This is a genomic window from Methanosphaera sp. ISO3-F5 (genome assembly GCF_034480035.2).
Lineage (GTDB): Archaea > Methanobacteriota > Methanobacteria > Methanobacteriales > Methanobacteriaceae > Methanosphaera.
In genome coordinates this window covers 623980-638949 of record NZ_CP118753.2, presented here as the reverse complement: position 1 = coordinate 638949, position 14970 = coordinate 623980, and the positions used below count along the sequence as shown (strand labels likewise).

Here is a 14970-nt window from a genome sequence, read left to right as displayed (position 1 = left end):
TAATACAAATCCTAAAATATTATAAAATACTAATAGTTTATATATGTTGAATAAAGACCATCCAAGATATGAATCATTAGTTTATAGAGAGAAAATTGTTGAAGCACATAAGAAGGGAATACTTGCAGATTCAGGTATGATAGCTCATGGTCGTGGAGAAACCTTTGATTATCTTATTGGTGAGAAAACCACTGCTAACTCATATAATACAATTGAAGTTGCAAGTTGCTATTTTTTAACATGCAAACATCCAGTATTATCAGTTAATGGTAATACTACAGCACTTGTTGCAGAGGAAGTTGCAGAATTATCTAAATTGTTAGACATTCCTGTAGAGATTAACCTTTATTACAGAACTCCTGAGAGAATAGCGAACATTGAGAAGGTTTACAGTAATCTTGGAGTTACTGAACTTTTAGGTACTGATGAAGATGATTTTATTGACACTCCTGATTTGAATGGTCCACGGTCACCTGTTAGTATTGAAGGAATCAGTAAGTCTGATGTTATTTTCATCCCTTTAGAAGATGGTGATCGTGCTGAGAAATTAGCAAAGTTAGGTAAGAATATTGTTAATGTTGATCTTAATCCATTATCCCGGACTGCTCAAACATCTACTGTAACTATTGTTGATAATATTGTCCGAGTCATGCCATTACTAATTGAATCTGTAAACAAGTTAATGGATTATGATAAAAATGATTTAAAAGAACGTATTAACAATTTTAGTAATGAAGATAATTTAAGCACTGCTATTCATGATATTATAAAAAGGTTTGAATAAGTAGTTACAAATAATATAATTAGACATATTTTTGAGGAGTTATGTAAATTGAAAGTTTTTGGTGTAACAGGTTTACCCGGTTCAGGAAAGAGTATTATTTCCAGAATTGCTAAAAAGGAGGGCATTTATACTATTAGTATGGGTGATGTTATCCGTAGAGAGGCTGAACGTCAAAATTGTACTCCGGGTGAAGCTGCTGTTAACCTTAGAAAACAGTATGGTAATAATGTGGTTGCTGACCGCTGCATTCAGGAAATATTTAATCATTCAAAGAGGCGTAACAATCGTAATGGCCATGTTAAGAAGATTCATAGGGGAAATAATAAGTTTAATAAGCCTAAGAAGTTTAAAAAAATTGAGCAGAATGTTTATATCATAGAAGGTATACGTAGCCCTCAAGAAGTGCAGTATTTCAGGAGACGTTTTAAAAACTTTAAGATTATTGCGATTCATTCTAATCCACAGGAAAGATTTAATCGTCTTATTAGAAGAAAACGTAGTGATGATTCACCAGATTATAAGGTTTTTCTTGAAAGGGATAATCGTGAGCTTAACTTTGGTATAGGTAATGTTATTGCAAGAGCAGATTATATGCTTATTAATGAGGGTCATATTCAGAACTTTAAAAATAGTGTTAGGATGTTGATACAGCATGAAATTAAACCAAGAAACAATCATCCAAGAAGTCAGGGTAAGAATAAGGGCAAAGGTAAATCTAACAGAAGACCAATCAAGGGTAGAAAGCAGCATCATAAACATAGTGAGCGGAAAACCTACCATAAGAGTAACAGAAGATAATTATATCCTGGTTGAAGGTGATTTAAGTTTGCTTTCAAGTATAAAGAATAGAATAGTTAAGAATGAACAGGAAGAACTGCTTTGTAATATATTGGAAAAAAATAGGGAAGATTCTTTATTAACATTCTTTATTAATAAACAATCTGCTTTGAACAATAATTTACATCTTATTGATGAGAGCATGTCCTCATTGGGGGATATTGAAGTGGAAATTTATACGGATAATCAGGATTATGTGTTTGATTGGTTTACTTCATAGACTGTAATCATATTTTTCTTCCAAGTGAGCTTTTTTGATGTCGTAGATTCCATTATCAAAGTTCCATGTTATTTCTGCTTCGTCTATTACTATTTTTCTGTCAAACATTGGTCCATCAAGTACTAATGTTTCTGCTTCTCCTCCTTCAAATGCTGGGTGTATCCCGTATTTTGTGTTTAATTCTTTTATTTCTTCTATTGTTTCTTGTGTTATTGTTTTTCCCAGCCATTCTTTGGTGAGTCCATATGCGGATACGCTTGTGATGATTACTTCAAATCCTAGGTCTACTATTTCTTGCATGTATTCTATTGGATTTCTATGCCATAATGGTGATATTGATTTGAGTCCTAGTTTTTTGCAGATTTTGTCTATTCTTGATTTTTGATATACTGATTCTAGGGCTCCGGAGTATACTGCTTCTACTCCTTTGTCTTTGAGTTTTGTTAATGTTTGTTCTAGGTCGTTTAGTTCTTCTTCTTTCACTCCGTCGGTTAAAACATCTATTGATGGTATTTCCATTGCTGCTGAACAGTAGTCTACCATGTGTATGTCTGGTACATGGAACATGTATGATTCTTTGTTTCTGGATACCATTGCTAGTAGTGCGTATATTTCATCACCATTTTTTTGTGATTCATATACTGCCATTGTACTGTCTTTTCCTCCAGAGTATAATATTACGGATTTCATAAGAATAATTACTCCTAAAAAAAAATAATAATTATAAAAAAAAATATGTTTGTTTGAAAGTGGATTTAGAATTATTTGTTTGTTATTCTCTTCGTTTAGGTCTGAACCTTGGTGTTCCCCTTTTCTGAGAGTTTCTTGTTTTCTTTTCACTTTCTGTTTTTTGTTCTTGTTTTTCATCTTTGTTTGATGAACGTCTGAATGAGAAGCGTTTTTTAGGTTTTTCCTGTTTAACAGTTTTTTCTTCTTGGAAGTCGTCTACTGTTAATTGTTTGAAATGCTTGTTTGATCCAATGTTTTGTTTTGGACTGTTATCAAATGAATCATCAAATATGTCTATTGATTTCTTTTTATTTCTTCTGTTTCTTCTAGGAGATCCTTTCTGTTTTTCTGTTCCTGGAACTACTTTTCGTTTTATGTTTTCTTTTCTTGAAGGTTTTTTGTTGCGTTTTTTCCTAAGGTTTCCTATGAATGTTATCAGTGAATCTACAAAGAATCCTGCTGCTGCTACTATTACTCCCAGTATTCCTGAAACTATTATGAGATTGTTTCCTGTTGGTATGACTTTGTTTATCATTGCACTTTGTGTTTCGGTTGGACCAGTTACATTCAGTACTACCACATCATTTTCTGATATTTGATTCAGTGCTCGTGTTACTTGTTTTGCTTTTACTGTTACGTTTGCTTGCATTGATGTGTATTTTAGGTGAGTGTATGTTTCACGGCTGAATGTTTTGTATATGTTGTCGAGTACTGATTGTGGATCTGCATTATCTGTCATTTCTAGGAAGAATGTGTTATTTCCCTTGTCTTTTATATCTGATACTCCCGGGTCACTGTTGTTTAATGCAGTCATTATCAGTTGTTTTTCTGTATTGGAATCAAATTCCTCGTCTATTTTTACGGTTATTCCGTTATAGTCTACTTTTTCTACTCCTTCTATTGAGGAGATGTTTTGTATTATTTGTGTTAAGTTTCCATTGGTTGACAAGTCCAGTTCTATATTGTCATTTCCATCAACGCTTTCTTCTACTAATGTTCTGGTAAAGTCAGGTATGTCCTCTGATATTGGTGATAATAGAAATGCGCCTGCTGCTACTCCTACTATTAATCCTAGTAATAATACTGAGATTAGGTTTTTCTTTCCAATATAGGGTGTTAGTAGTGCTGTTGAGAATACGAATAGCATTGCTAGAACAAATAGGACTACCATTATTATTATTGTCAAAGCATCCATAATTTAATCCACTCTCTTTATTGAATGGTTTTCATTCAATTTGTATTCAATAATAATATTATTTGTGTATTATATTATTAGTATTTAATTACATTATTGTTATGATATAAAACTTAACAAAGGTTATTATAATAGGATTGATAAAGTTAGTTATATCCAAAAGAATAAAAAAAAAACTTAAAAATTAAATAGAGAGGTTTAACAATGAAAGATTTATTAAAAAAATTATCCGAAGCATGTGGTATTTCAGGATTTGAAGACGAAGTACGTGACATACTAAAAGAAGAACTAAAAGATTACGTGGATGAAATGGAAACAGACATAATGGGTAACCTAATAACCACACACAAAGGAAAAGAAGGAAAACCTAGTGTTATGTTAGCATCACACATGGATGAAATCGGATTAATGGTAAGTTTCATTGATGATGACGGATTTTTAAGATTCGTGAAAATTGGTGGAATCAACGATCAAATGTTATTAAACCAGAAAGTATATGTTCAAACAGAAAATGGTGAAGTACCAGGTATTATTGGTTCAAAACCACCACACATCACCAGTGCAGAAGAAGCTAAGAAAATTATTTCATACAAAGACATGTTCATTGACATAGGAGCAAAAGACAAAGAACAAGCAGAAAGTTTAGTGTCAATTGGTGATGCAATCGTATTCCACACAGACTTCGAAGAATGTTTAAACGACCTTGTAATGGGTAAAGCTTTAGACAATCGTGTAGGTTGTGCTGTGATGGCTGAAGTAATGAAACAGACCGATTGTGATGCAACAGTATATGGTGTTGGTACTGTACAGGAAGAAGTAGGATTAAAAGGAGCAAAAACCTCAGCATTCAAACTTAATCCAGATATGGCAATAGCTTTAGATGTGACAATTGCTGGTGATCATCCGGGAGTTAAACAGGAAGATGCATATATTAAAGCCGGAAAAGGACCTGTTATATCATTTGCAGATGCTAGTGGAAGAGGATTATTAACCCATCCTATGATGAAAAAGTTATTAGTTGAAGCTGCAGAAGCTGCTGGAATAGATTATCAAGTTGAAGTAGGTGATGGTGGAACAACTGATGCTACTGCTATTCATCTTACCCGTGAAGGAATTGCAACAGCTACATTATCCTCTGGTTCTAGATATATTCATACACCTATTAGTGTTGTGAATGTTAAAGATGTTGAGGACACTGTTAAACTCATTCTTGAGTTCTTAAAACGTTTATAAGTGATCTTTTTTCACACTTATAATCATTTAATATTTTTTCAGCCCCATGTTTGATTAGTAACTAATTTATTCCAAATATAATTTTAAAAAAAAGAGTTTAATTAGAAGGATTGAGTGTTAACTCCACCTAATCTAATGTTATTATGAATAATTAACTTGTTTTCTGAAGAATCAAATAAGTTTCCTTTGTACTCATTGTTTCCAACTTTCTGATATTTTCCAGGGTTTATTCCACCAACTTTAATATCGGAGAAAATATCTGCTATTGCATTTTTCGCTTGTAGGTTCAGTCCACCTACTTCAATCTGTGAGTTAATGGTTGTTACACCTTTTGGTTCTCCATATATGTTTATTCCACCAGTATTAATCTGTGAATTTACTGTTGTTAACTGTCCACCATTAAGTTTAAGATCTACTCCACCAGCAGTTATGTTAATGTTAATTGCATCTACTTGTGCATTATTTCCTAAATCTGATGAAAATCCACCAGCAATAATATCACCGTTTATTGTGTACTTGTACTTGTTACTCAGGATTATCGTGTTTTGTGAGTCCTCTGAGTCAATGTTTACATCTAATTGTGTGCCTTTCTTGTTTGTTGTAACTGTTGTTTTATTGTTTTTTTCATTGTTTGATGTGATGTTATATATTGTGGTTGAATTATCTGCAAACTTTATGTTAGTTCCGCCCACTTTTTGGTCGAGGTTAATGTTTATTGTTTGTATTGCTTCTGAGTTTTCTTCAGGGAATGTTTGATTGATTTCTGATTCGTCAAGTATGTCAACTGTTTTAACTATGTTTTGTTTATTATCCATCTTGTGTGTTATTGAATTGTATCCTACCATTGCTACTGATAATATCATTGCAATAATTATGAGAATACCTAATATTTTACCGCCATTCATTTAAATCAACCCCCCTATTATCAGGACTATTACTGATAGTAGTAAGACTATTCCTATTGTTGATAAAAATGCTTTTCCATAACCTATATTATGTTCTTCACTTACAGCTATCATTTCTAGAACAATTTTCCAGATAGACACCAACATTAATATTGGTACAAAAACAAAAGGATTGAAAATAGATAATGCTATTGCAATAATTAGTAAAATATTCAGTACACCACTATAACTCATTAAGTTAAAAGTGTTCATAAATGAGCCGGATCCACCTAAAAGTCTAGCAAAGATAAATACGAATATTGTATGTATAAACATGTAAACTAATGGGAGGATTAATGATGCTGCCACTAATGCGCCGATAATAACCAGGTTACCAGTAGCTATTCCCATAACTAATGCTAGCATAATACTATAAAATACTAATGAAATTATACCATTTTTGTCTGGTTCTTCTGTTTTAAAATAAAATAAATCATCAGGATTTAAAAATACTAGACCACTTTCTGTAAAGAACTGAGAAATTCTTTCTTTCATATATGAAGTTATGATGAAAATAATATAAATAATTATTATGAAAATTGATATAATTATTTTAAATAATGAATAAAACAAACTTATTAGTAATAAACAGGGTGTTATACATGAATGTTGTGAGTGTAATTGCTAGTCCGAGAAAAAATGGGAATTGTAAGCATATTGTGGACATATTCACAGAGGTAATAGAAGAAAACAATGGACACAATACTGTGTACTTTGTTGAAGATATGAAAATAAGGGGTTGTCAAGCATGTAGGGCATGCAAAAGTTTTGAAAAACCCACAATGTGTGTTTTAGATGATGATTTTAACCGTGTTATGAAAAAAGTGAGTGAATCGGATGCTTTTATTTTTGCATGTCCCAATTATTTTGGTGAAATATGTGGTCAAGGACGTGTTTTCATGGACCGGTTCTATTCAATGACCAAAACAACCCCTAATCAATTAAAAAATAATCCCAAATGTGTTGTAATTCATACTTATGGAGCTAGAGATGGACATTATGATGAATATATAGCTAAGAAAGCACGAGTATTTAATTCTATTGGATGTGAATTAGTGAAAATATTATCAATAGGAGAAAATAAGCCAACACGGGGCGATTCCCATAGGTTAATAGAAGAAGTTAGAATGACTGCACAGGAACTGGTAGGTGAACAATAATATGTCAGTACATGAAAAAATTAAGGAACTACTGGAAAATGATGACAGAGTTATTAAAGTTGATACTTTAAATGAGGAAGCTAAAAAGAATATAACCTTAATAGAGATGAAAAGACTTAATGAAATGGTTCCCCTCATTAATAAAGGAGTAGAAGAAGCTTTGAATGAAGATACCTCATTGGTCATCATTAAGGATAAGACTGATGTTATTGTTCCTGTTGAAGAACAAATACCAACACTTACACTTATGAGTGAAAACGGTACTCTTATTGGAGAAGAAGTATATGACCCCGAAGAACTAGAGGACCTGCGTAATGATCCCAGCGTATATTTCATATCCGAATATTTTGCAACATACCCTAATCTTTCCACACCAGGCGAAAAACAGTTTTTCATGGTAAGTCAACTAAGAGGTGAATTATCCTGTGAAGACAAGATAGAAGAACTTGTTTCTAGCTTATCAATTGCAGCACCTTCAACAGAATCAGACCATTACATTAAGGACCTGTACAATATGGATTATACTGACCGGATAATTACAATCATCCTCGGCTACTCTTTATAATCCCCTATTTCAAATAATTCATAGTACCCCTTTTTCATCTTATGTTTAATCTCGGGTAATTCATCACAACAATCCAATACATCCAATCCATATAATATCATGGCATATATAACATGATTAAGTTTTTTAGCTTTGTCAGTAAGGTGATACTCCGTGTTACTTCTTTTATCTTCATCAATAATTATTTTTTCAACCAATCCCTTTTCACACATGAATTTAAGAGTATCTGACAAGACAGAATTATTTAAAGCAGGTTTATTCTTTTTAAATTCGGTGAAATGTTTTTTTCCTACATACATATCTCTAATTAATGCTATAACCCATTTTCGTCCAATTAATTCCACAGTTGCTTCCATTGGACAATCTGGGCCACCCCATGATTCAAAAATTTCTTTGTATTCATCCATATTATTATATTGACCCTAGGATTAAAAATAATTTAATAGTATGTTTGAACATACCAGTTGCTCTTAAAATACAATAAAATACTTAAATAATGTTAAACAAGTTTTAAGTATTAATCTAAAAAATAGGGAGGAATAATTATAACTAAAAATCCTGAAGAAGTACTGCAAGAAGTTTTAGACACCATAAATCCTCTAAGAGGAGTTCAAAGCGTTGGTGTTTTAAATGACGAAGTACGTAAACATATCCTTGAAATAGAAATGGAAAAAAGTGGAGAACTCATACCAGTAATCAATTACGGAGTACATGAATGTTTAAACAGAGAATTTACCGTAGCAATAATTAAAACAGCAACATTCAGACCACCTCCAACACCAACAGTACAATTAGTTGATAATCATGGAAACATTCTTGGAGAAGAAATAGTAAACAATGAACAGAAACAGAAACATGAATCCAACAAGAATGCTACATTCGTAACACCAGACTTCGTGTTAACACAAGACCCTAAAGAACTGGAAAACAATCTTAAAAGTGAAGCATTAGAAAAAAATCCTACAAAACAAGCATTTGTATTACCACCAGTCCAATTTATTGAAGTAGAAGAATTAGAGGATACATGTGATGTAGTGTCAAGTAGTCCCGACCCATTAGCAGATCTTTATATTAAAGAATACTTTAATTTTGAAGATGATGCAAAGCTTGCTTCAATTCTTGTAGGATTTAATGTTAAAAAAGATTAGAAAATAGGTGAAGATAATGAGTGCTACAACAGACCTGATTAAAACAATAGAAGAAGAACCAGGTGTCATGATTGTAGAGTTAATGACAGATGACATGAAAAAACAAGTCCTGCAACATGAAATGAAACGATTAGATGAACTAGTACCATTTATTAACCAGGGAATGGAAGAAGCTTTCAAAGAAGAAGAAGCATTAGTAATAGTTTTAAATAATGATGAAAGGCCAGAACGAGAAATGGGTCCTGAAGACGTGGACAATAATTCTTTCACACTCCGAACAGAATCCGGACAAATAATTGGTGAAACAATATATGATGAAGAAGAGTTAGAAGACCTACGAAACGATCCAAATGTGTTCTTCTTATCAGATAACTTTGTAACATATAACAATCTTGCAACACTCGGTGAAAAACAATTCTTTGTAATGACAAGTTCCACAAGTTCTTTTTTCACTGATGAAGACTTGGAAAGTATGGTAACAAGCCTTAAAGTGGCTGTTCCATCCACTGGAACCGACCATTACATTAAGGATTGCTTTGAATTATCACATGAAGAAAGAATAGGAACACTTATCATAGGATTTACTGAGTAGATTAGGATGTCAATAATTGAATGTTTAGAAGAATATAGTGACATTTACGGTGTTGCAGATTTTTCAAAAAATAAGGATGAACTGATAGAAACATATGGAGAGGACATTTGCAAATACCCCTATGCTATTGCTATTGGCCATAAAATGATTGAAGAAATTATTGAAAACATACCCCTAACATATAGTAATGATAAATTAGCACAGGAATACTTGGATGAATACTTTAATTCCCATCAAAGGGTTTCTAAGATTGCTGACAGAATTGTTGAAGAAATTGAAAAAGAGGGCTATGATGCATTAGTTCTTGATGTATCAGGTAAAAATGAGAATTTGAACCTTAAAATGCCTTTCAGTAATAAAGCTAGTGCCCATCTTGCTGGTATTGGATGGTTAGGAAAGAATAATCTTTTAACTACAAAGGAGTTTGGTCCAAGATTAACTTGGGCAACAATTCTTACAAATGCACCATTATCTGAATATGCCGGAGATACTATGGAGTCTCCTTGTGGAAAATGTACTGTTTGTGTTAAAGCATGCCCCGGTAAAGCAATTACTGATTTACCTGACCCTAAAAAGTCTTATAGTCCTGAAAAGTGTGGTGAATTTTTAATGTCACGAAAAAATGAGGGTCATCCTGTTGCATGTGGAATGTGCTTATATATTTGTCCTTTTGGTAATGAAAAACTTAATCCTGGTGATTATATATGAAAGTATTAACCTTGATAACATCGTCCCATAGGAACGGATTTACTAAACAAATTGTTGACCGTTTAACTATTGGAATCAAAGACAATGATGGAAGTAACGAAGTTCTGTTTATGGATGATTATGATATAAAATATTGTACTGGTTGCAGAGCCTGTGAAAAAGGAGGTGGTTGTGTACTTGATGATGACTATAACCTCATAATGGATAAAATCAGAGCTTCAGACTATTTCATATTCACGGCCCCTGTATTTTATAATGATATTGCAGGTCATTCAAAAATGTTCTTAGATCGTCTGGGTTCATGTAATTATGATCCTGAGTTAACAATACCTGAAACAAAAGCTCTTCTCATGATTACACATATGTCTAAAAATATTAATGATTTTGTAATAGAGAATACTCATCGATGCTTGGCTACTGGTAATTTCCAAGTTAATAAAATATTAGATATTGGAGATTTGATGATAGATAGTAAACTTGATGAATGGGTATTGGAAGATTATGAGGATATTGGTTATGAACTCGATGAATATGAGGTTATCCCACATAAGCTTGACCTTGATTCTGCAACACTTTAAATTTCCTTTTTTTTATTATTTTTATCATTTTCTAATGTTTCGTATATTGTTTTTGCTAATTTTTTGTTTATTCCTTCTACTTCACATATTTCTTCATAGCTTGCATCATATATTGCGTCAAGATTTTCGAAATGTGCTAGTAGGGCTTGTTTTCGTTTTTTTCCTACGCCTGGTATTTCGTCAAGTATTGATTTTGTGAATGCTTTGCTTCTTAGTTGTCTGTGGAATGTTATTGCAAATCTGTGTGATTCGTCTCTTACGTATTGTAGTAGGTGTAGTGCTGTTGATTTTCTTGGAAGAATGATTGGTTGGCTTCTGCCTGGCACGTATAATTCTTCGAATTTTTTTGCAAGTCCTACCAGTGGAACGTCATTGATTCCCAGTGACTTAAATACTTCTACTGCCATTCCTAGTTGTCCTTTTCCTCCATCTATAAGTACTAGGTCTGGTTTGATGTACATGGAATCGGATGATGCTTTTTGTTCATCGTATCCGGGTGCTATTCTGGAGTATCTTCTTGTTAGTACTTCTTTCATCATTGCAAAATCGTTAGGTCCTGGTGTGTTCATCTTAAATTTTCTGTACATTTTTTTGGCTGGTTTTGCATTTTCGAATACTACCATTGATGCTACTGCGTGTATTCCTGAAATGTTTGAGATATCAAATGCTTCTATGTGGTATGGTAGTTTTGGTAGTCTTAGGTATTGTTCTAGTGTGAGTAATGGATTTTCTTCTTCTTTGGTGTTTTCTGTTAAGCTGATGTGTGCATTCTTTTTAGCTATTCGTATGAGTGTCAGGTAATGTCCTTCTTCTGCTACTTTTATCTTTATTTTATGTCCTTGTTTTTCTTCTAGCCATTCTAGTATTATTTCTTCATCTTCTATTGAGTCTTCGAGTATTATTTCGTCTGGTGCTGGTGCTGTTGAATAGTATTGTTTTATGAATTCTGTTAGTATTTCTGTGTCTGTGAATCCGTTTATTTGTTTTAGTATTATGTCGTCTTTTTTGTTGGTTTTTCCGTTTCGTACTGATATTATTACTACTGCTGCTTCTGAGTCGTTATGGTCTATTCCGATGATGTCTTGGTCTACGTCTTTTGTTGGTTGGATGTTTTGTTTTTCTAGTGTTACTTGTATGTTTTCGATTTGGTCTCTTATTATGGCTGCTTTTTCGAATTCCATGTTTTTGGAGTATTTGTTCATTTCTTTTTTTAATTGTTTTAGTATGGTCTTGTATCTTCCCATGAGTAAGAGTTTTACTCTTCTGATGTTTTTATTGTATTCTTCTTGTGTGATGTAGTTTACGCATGGTGCACTGCATTGTTTTATCTGGTAGTTTAAGCATGGTCCGTCCATGTGTTTGCATGTTCTTATTTTGAAGTTTTTGTTTATGAAGTCTATGAATCCTCTTGCATTTGTTGCATCGGTGTATGGTCCATAGTATGATGCTCCGTCATTTAGTAGTCGTCTGGTTATGTGTATTCTGGGGAATTCTTCGTTTGTTATTTTGATGTATGGGTATTGTTTTCCATCTTTTAGGCTTATGTTGTATCGTGGTTTATGTCTTTTTATTAGGTTTGCTTCTAGTATTAGTGCTTCTTTTTCTGTGTCTGTTAATATGTATTCTAGGTATGAGAAGTGTTTCATTAGTACTTGTGTTTTTGGTCTGTCTAGTTTGTCTTCTTCTCTGAAGTAGCTTTGTACCCTGTTTTTTAGTTTTTTTGCTTTGCCCACGTATATTATTTCATCATCACTGTTGTGCATGATGTATACTCCTGGTTTTTGTGGGAGTTCTTCGGGGCTTGTGATTTTCATTGACATGAGATTATTCTCCTAGGTAATTGTATATTGTTTTTATTTGTATCGTAATAATTCTTTCCAGTATGGGTATTTTTTTATGAATTCTGCTACTTCTTTTATTATGAATTTATGATATTCTGTTAATCCTTTATTTCTTGCTTCTTGTCTTTGTGCTCTTTGTTTCATTCTTCTTGCTAATAATTTTTCTGTTTGTTGTTTATCTGTATCGGCACTTATTAATACCTTGTATTTGGCGTTTATTCCATTGATTGTGTAATATGTTATGTCGTTTAATATGTCGGGGAGTAGTTCTTCTTCATCTGTTAGTAGTCTGTAGATTTCTTCGAAGTGTCTGCAGAAGTATGTTAAATTTAAGCTGGGATTGAGTGTTTTCTTGTAATGTTGTTCGATTTTTTCTATTTCTTTTATGTCCCAGTCTATCATTTTATTAATTTTTCCTTTGAAGTTGTATTATACTTATTTATGAAGCTTCTATTTGAAATTTTTTTTTCAAAATATGGCCCTGTAGAAATCATATGAATAAAGTGTGAAAAGTAATACTTTTTATCAAAATATTTAAATACTATTATCAAATAATTATTAACTATACAATGTCGTCAGGTTAAGATTTCTTTCTTTATGTAAAAGATTTAAATTTAATTTTAACTGATTTTTATAAACTAATTTTTATTAAATTTCTTAATTATTTAACTATTTTTAAAAATAGGCTCATATAATTAAAATTAGATGTTTTTATAATATATTATTTCTTCATGATGTTTATTTTACAGTATCCTTATTTTATTTATTTGATAGTGATTATTCTGGTTTTATTTTTTTGTTATTTTGATATTTATCAAATAGTAGCATAATTAAGAAGTTATATGATTTTTATTTTATGTTTAAAAATAGTAGAATAGTTTATATATGAAATGAGGGAATAGTTTATATTATGAAGCTAAAAAACATTCCCTCAATATTATTTTGTTGTAAGTTATTGATTTACTTTTTGATTTTTGATGGATTAGAAAATGTTTGTCCGTATGAAAATGATAATTTTAAATACTCTTTTATTGAAGATTCTATAGAATCTGAGTGTGTTGATTTTAGAAAACATGTTTTGAATGATTCTGCTTTTACTCGTAATCGTATATGGGGTTTTGGTGATTATGTTAAACATATATTGTTTAATCAACGTAAAACTATTCAGAACAATATTGATACTCATTTAAAGTATTCAAAAGATTGTGTTGGTAGTTATAGTAAACAGAGTTTTTCAGAACAGAGAATTAATATCAATCCAGATGTATTTAAAAGAATAAGCATTAATTATTTGAGAAATATTGGTTATATAAATTTACAAAAGAATTGTGAGTTCTTTAGAACTTTTTATGGGTTTCGTTTATTTGCTGGTGATGGATCTCGTTTTGAATTACCAAATAAAAAGTTAACATTGAAAGAATTTGGGTTTAAAGAAAATTATGATAAAAAGATTAATGTTGTCTTTTCAGGTGTTGTTGATGTTCTAAATGATTTCATGATTGATGGTTTAATTGGCAAAAGGGGTGTTGGCGAGCATACTTTGATTCATAAAAATATTGAAAAGTGTAAAAGACTGATAATTCCTGAAAAATCCATATTTATATTCGATAGAGGATATAATTCTATTGAATTAATGGTTAGAATAATAGAAATGCATAGTTATTTTGTTATCAGACTAAGAAAAGACACATACATAGGAGAACGTGAATCCATGACTTCTGATGATGAAATAGTTGAAATAGAATTAGACAAAACAAGACGAAACCAATTCCAAAACAACTATTTTAAAAATAAAATAAGATTCTTTAATTCATTAAATTTAAGAATTGTAAATATAAAACTAGAAACTGGAGAAATAGAAACATTAATAACAAATTTACCACAAGAAACTATGAGTAAAGAACAATTAAAAGAAATATATAAAGCCAGATGGGGAATAGAATGCACATATAAAACACTTAAACAAAGACTACAAATACAAAACTACACCGCACAAACAGAAATTGGAATACAACAAGACATATACTCTACATTTTTACTATATAACATATTTTGCTATTCCAGAATATACTTAAATCTAATAATTAACAAAAATATGAGAAAAAAAGGAAAAAAAGATTATTATGATGTAAATCAATCCCATCTTATCAGCAGATTAAAAATAGATTTATTCGAAACAATATTAGATCCATCAAAAGTCAAAAACTTCATCAATAACTTAATAAAAAAATGCACACCCGCACCAAACAAAGTTAAAAAGCCCCGTCAATATGAAAGAAAGAAAACAACACCCAACAGATACATACAAACACAATACAAACCAACATTTTAAAAAAAAAAGTTAATATGCCAAAAAAAAACAGGAAAATATTTTCATATCAAAAGCTTAACCTGACGACATTGATTAACTATACAATAAGTAATAATTTATTATCT

Annotated in this window: 18 protein-coding genes; 11 read left to right on the top strand and 7 right to left on the bottom strand. The window is 31.5% G+C overall.

All coding sequences use genetic code 11. The annotated features are described in order from the left end of the window. The first annotated feature begins 43 nt into the window (after positions 1 to 43). Genes PXD04_RS14650 through PXD04_RS14640 form a run of 3 tightly spaced genes read left to right on the top strand, consistent with a single transcriptional unit; the run spans position 44 to position 1841 of the window. Positions 44 to 784, top strand: coding sequence for a phosphopantothenate/pantothenate synthetase (locus PXD04_RS14650; protein ID WP_323735569.1), 741 nt, complete (start codon positions 44 to 46; stop codon positions 782 to 784). A gap of 48 nt (positions 785 to 832) precedes the next feature. Then, positions 833 to 1582, top strand: a complete 750-nt coding sequence (locus tag PXD04_RS14645) for an AAA family ATPase (protein ID WP_323735568.1) — start codon at positions 833 to 835, stop codon at positions 1580 to 1582. Then, positions 1482 to 1841 carry a hypothetical protein gene (locus tag PXD04_RS14640; protein WP_323737449.1) on the top strand — a complete coding sequence of 120 codons (360 nt, stop codon included), beginning with the start codon at positions 1482 to 1484 and terminating at the stop codon, positions 1839 to 1841. Before PXD04_RS14645 ends, PXD04_RS14640 begins: the two co-directional genes overlap by 101 nt. Here the strand turns inward: PXD04_RS14640 and PXD04_RS14635 are convergent. Both PXD04_RS14635 and PXD04_RS14630 read right to left on the bottom strand, forming a co-directional pair. Then, complete coding sequence (locus PXD04_RS14635) at positions 1836 to 2531, bottom strand: TIGR00289 family protein (protein ID WP_323735567.1); 696 nt, start codon at positions 2529 to 2531, stop codon at positions 1836 to 1838. The two genes, PXD04_RS14640 and PXD04_RS14635, sit on opposite strands and share 6 nt — an antisense overlap. Before the next feature lie 82 nt (positions 2532 to 2613). Next, on the bottom strand, positions 2614 to 3765 hold the full coding sequence (locus tag PXD04_RS14630) for a hypothetical protein (protein ID WP_323735566.1): 1152 nt from the start codon (positions 3763 to 3765) through the stop codon (positions 2614 to 2616). A gap of 204 nt (positions 3766 to 3969) precedes the next feature. On the opposite strand from PXD04_RS14630, the gene PXD04_RS14625 reads away from it, so the two are divergent. Further along, entirely contained in the window at positions 3970 to 4998 is a 1029-nt protein-coding gene (locus PXD04_RS14625) for a M42 family metallopeptidase (protein ID WP_323735565.1), read from the top strand. A 101-nt stretch (positions 4999 to 5099) separates the two neighbouring features. Here the strand turns inward: PXD04_RS14625 and PXD04_RS14620 are convergent, their stop codons facing one another. Both PXD04_RS14620 and PXD04_RS14615 read right to left on the bottom strand, forming a co-directional pair. Next, entirely contained in the window at positions 5100 to 5903 is an 804-nt protein-coding gene (locus PXD04_RS14620; RefSeq protein WP_323735564.1) for a hypothetical protein, read from the bottom strand. Further along, positions 5904 to 6437, bottom strand: a complete 534-nt coding sequence (locus tag PXD04_RS14615) for a Yip1 family protein (RefSeq protein WP_323735563.1) — start codon at positions 6435 to 6437, stop codon at positions 5904 to 5906. A 107-nt stretch (positions 6438 to 6544) separates the two neighbouring features. Between PXD04_RS14615 and PXD04_RS14610 the strand changes: the two genes are divergently transcribed. Together PXD04_RS14610 and PXD04_RS14605 are read left to right on the top strand one after the other, a co-directional pair. Next, positions 6545 to 7102, top strand: coding sequence for a flavodoxin family protein (locus PXD04_RS14610; RefSeq protein WP_323735562.1), 558 nt, complete (start codon positions 6545 to 6547; stop codon positions 7100 to 7102). Between the two features lies 1 nt (position 7103). Then, positions 7104 to 7667 carry a hypothetical protein gene (locus PXD04_RS14605; protein ID WP_323735561.1) on the top strand — a complete coding sequence of 188 codons (564 nt, stop codon included), beginning with the start codon at positions 7104 to 7106 and terminating at the stop codon, positions 7665 to 7667. Here the strand turns inward: PXD04_RS14605 and PXD04_RS14600 are convergent. Continuing rightward, positions 7655 to 8074 carry a helix-turn-helix domain-containing protein gene (locus PXD04_RS14600; protein ID WP_323735560.1) on the bottom strand — a complete coding sequence of 140 codons (420 nt, stop codon included), beginning with the start codon at positions 8072 to 8074 and terminating at the stop codon, positions 7655 to 7657. The genes PXD04_RS14605 and PXD04_RS14600 overlap by 13 nt on opposite strands. 258 nt (positions 8075 to 8332) lie before the next feature. Between PXD04_RS14600 and PXD04_RS14595 the strand changes: the two genes are divergently transcribed. The 4 genes from PXD04_RS14595 to PXD04_RS14580 are packed head-to-tail and all read left to right on the top strand — an operon-like array spanning position 8333 to position 10693. Beyond that, the gene (locus PXD04_RS14595; protein WP_323735559.1) at positions 8333 to 8815 is read left to right on the top strand and encodes a hypothetical protein; all 483 of its coding nucleotides are present in this window, start codon (positions 8333 to 8335) and stop codon (positions 8813 to 8815) included. Positions 8816 to 8831: 16 nt separating this feature from the next. After that, entirely contained in the window at positions 8832 to 9407 is a 576-nt protein-coding gene (locus PXD04_RS14590; protein ID WP_323735558.1) for a hypothetical protein, read from the top strand. 6 nt (positions 9408 to 9413) lie between these two features. Beyond that, on the top strand, positions 9414 to 10115 hold the full coding sequence (locus PXD04_RS14585) for a 4Fe-4S double cluster binding domain-containing protein (RefSeq protein ID WP_323735557.1): 702 nt from the start codon (positions 9414 to 9416) through the stop codon (positions 10113 to 10115). Further along, positions 10112 to 10693, top strand: coding sequence for a flavodoxin family protein (locus tag PXD04_RS14580; RefSeq protein ID WP_323735556.1), 582 nt, complete (start codon positions 10112 to 10114; stop codon positions 10691 to 10693). Before PXD04_RS14585 ends, PXD04_RS14580 begins: the two co-directional genes overlap by 4 nt. Here PXD04_RS14580 and uvrC read toward each other — a convergent pair. Both uvrC and PXD04_RS14570 read right to left on the bottom strand, forming a co-directional pair. Next, positions 10690 to 12513, bottom strand: coding sequence for an excinuclease ABC subunit UvrC (uvrC, locus tag PXD04_RS14575; RefSeq protein ID WP_323735555.1), 1824 nt, complete (start codon positions 12511 to 12513; stop codon positions 10690 to 10692). The two genes, PXD04_RS14580 and uvrC, sit on opposite strands and share 4 nt — an antisense overlap. Positions 12514 to 12546: 33 nt before the next feature. Beyond that, positions 12547 to 12936: a hypothetical protein gene (locus tag PXD04_RS14570; RefSeq protein ID WP_323735554.1), complete on the bottom strand. Its 390-nt coding sequence runs from the start codon at positions 12934 to 12936 to the stop codon at positions 12547 to 12549. A gap of 565 nt (positions 12937 to 13501) precedes the next feature. Here PXD04_RS14570 and PXD04_RS14565 point away from each other — a divergent pair. Next, positions 13502 to 14866, top strand: a complete 1365-nt coding sequence (locus tag PXD04_RS14565; RefSeq protein ID WP_323735553.1) for an IS4 family transposase — start codon at positions 13502 to 13504, stop codon at positions 14864 to 14866. Positions 14867 to 14970: the final 104 nt, after the last annotated feature.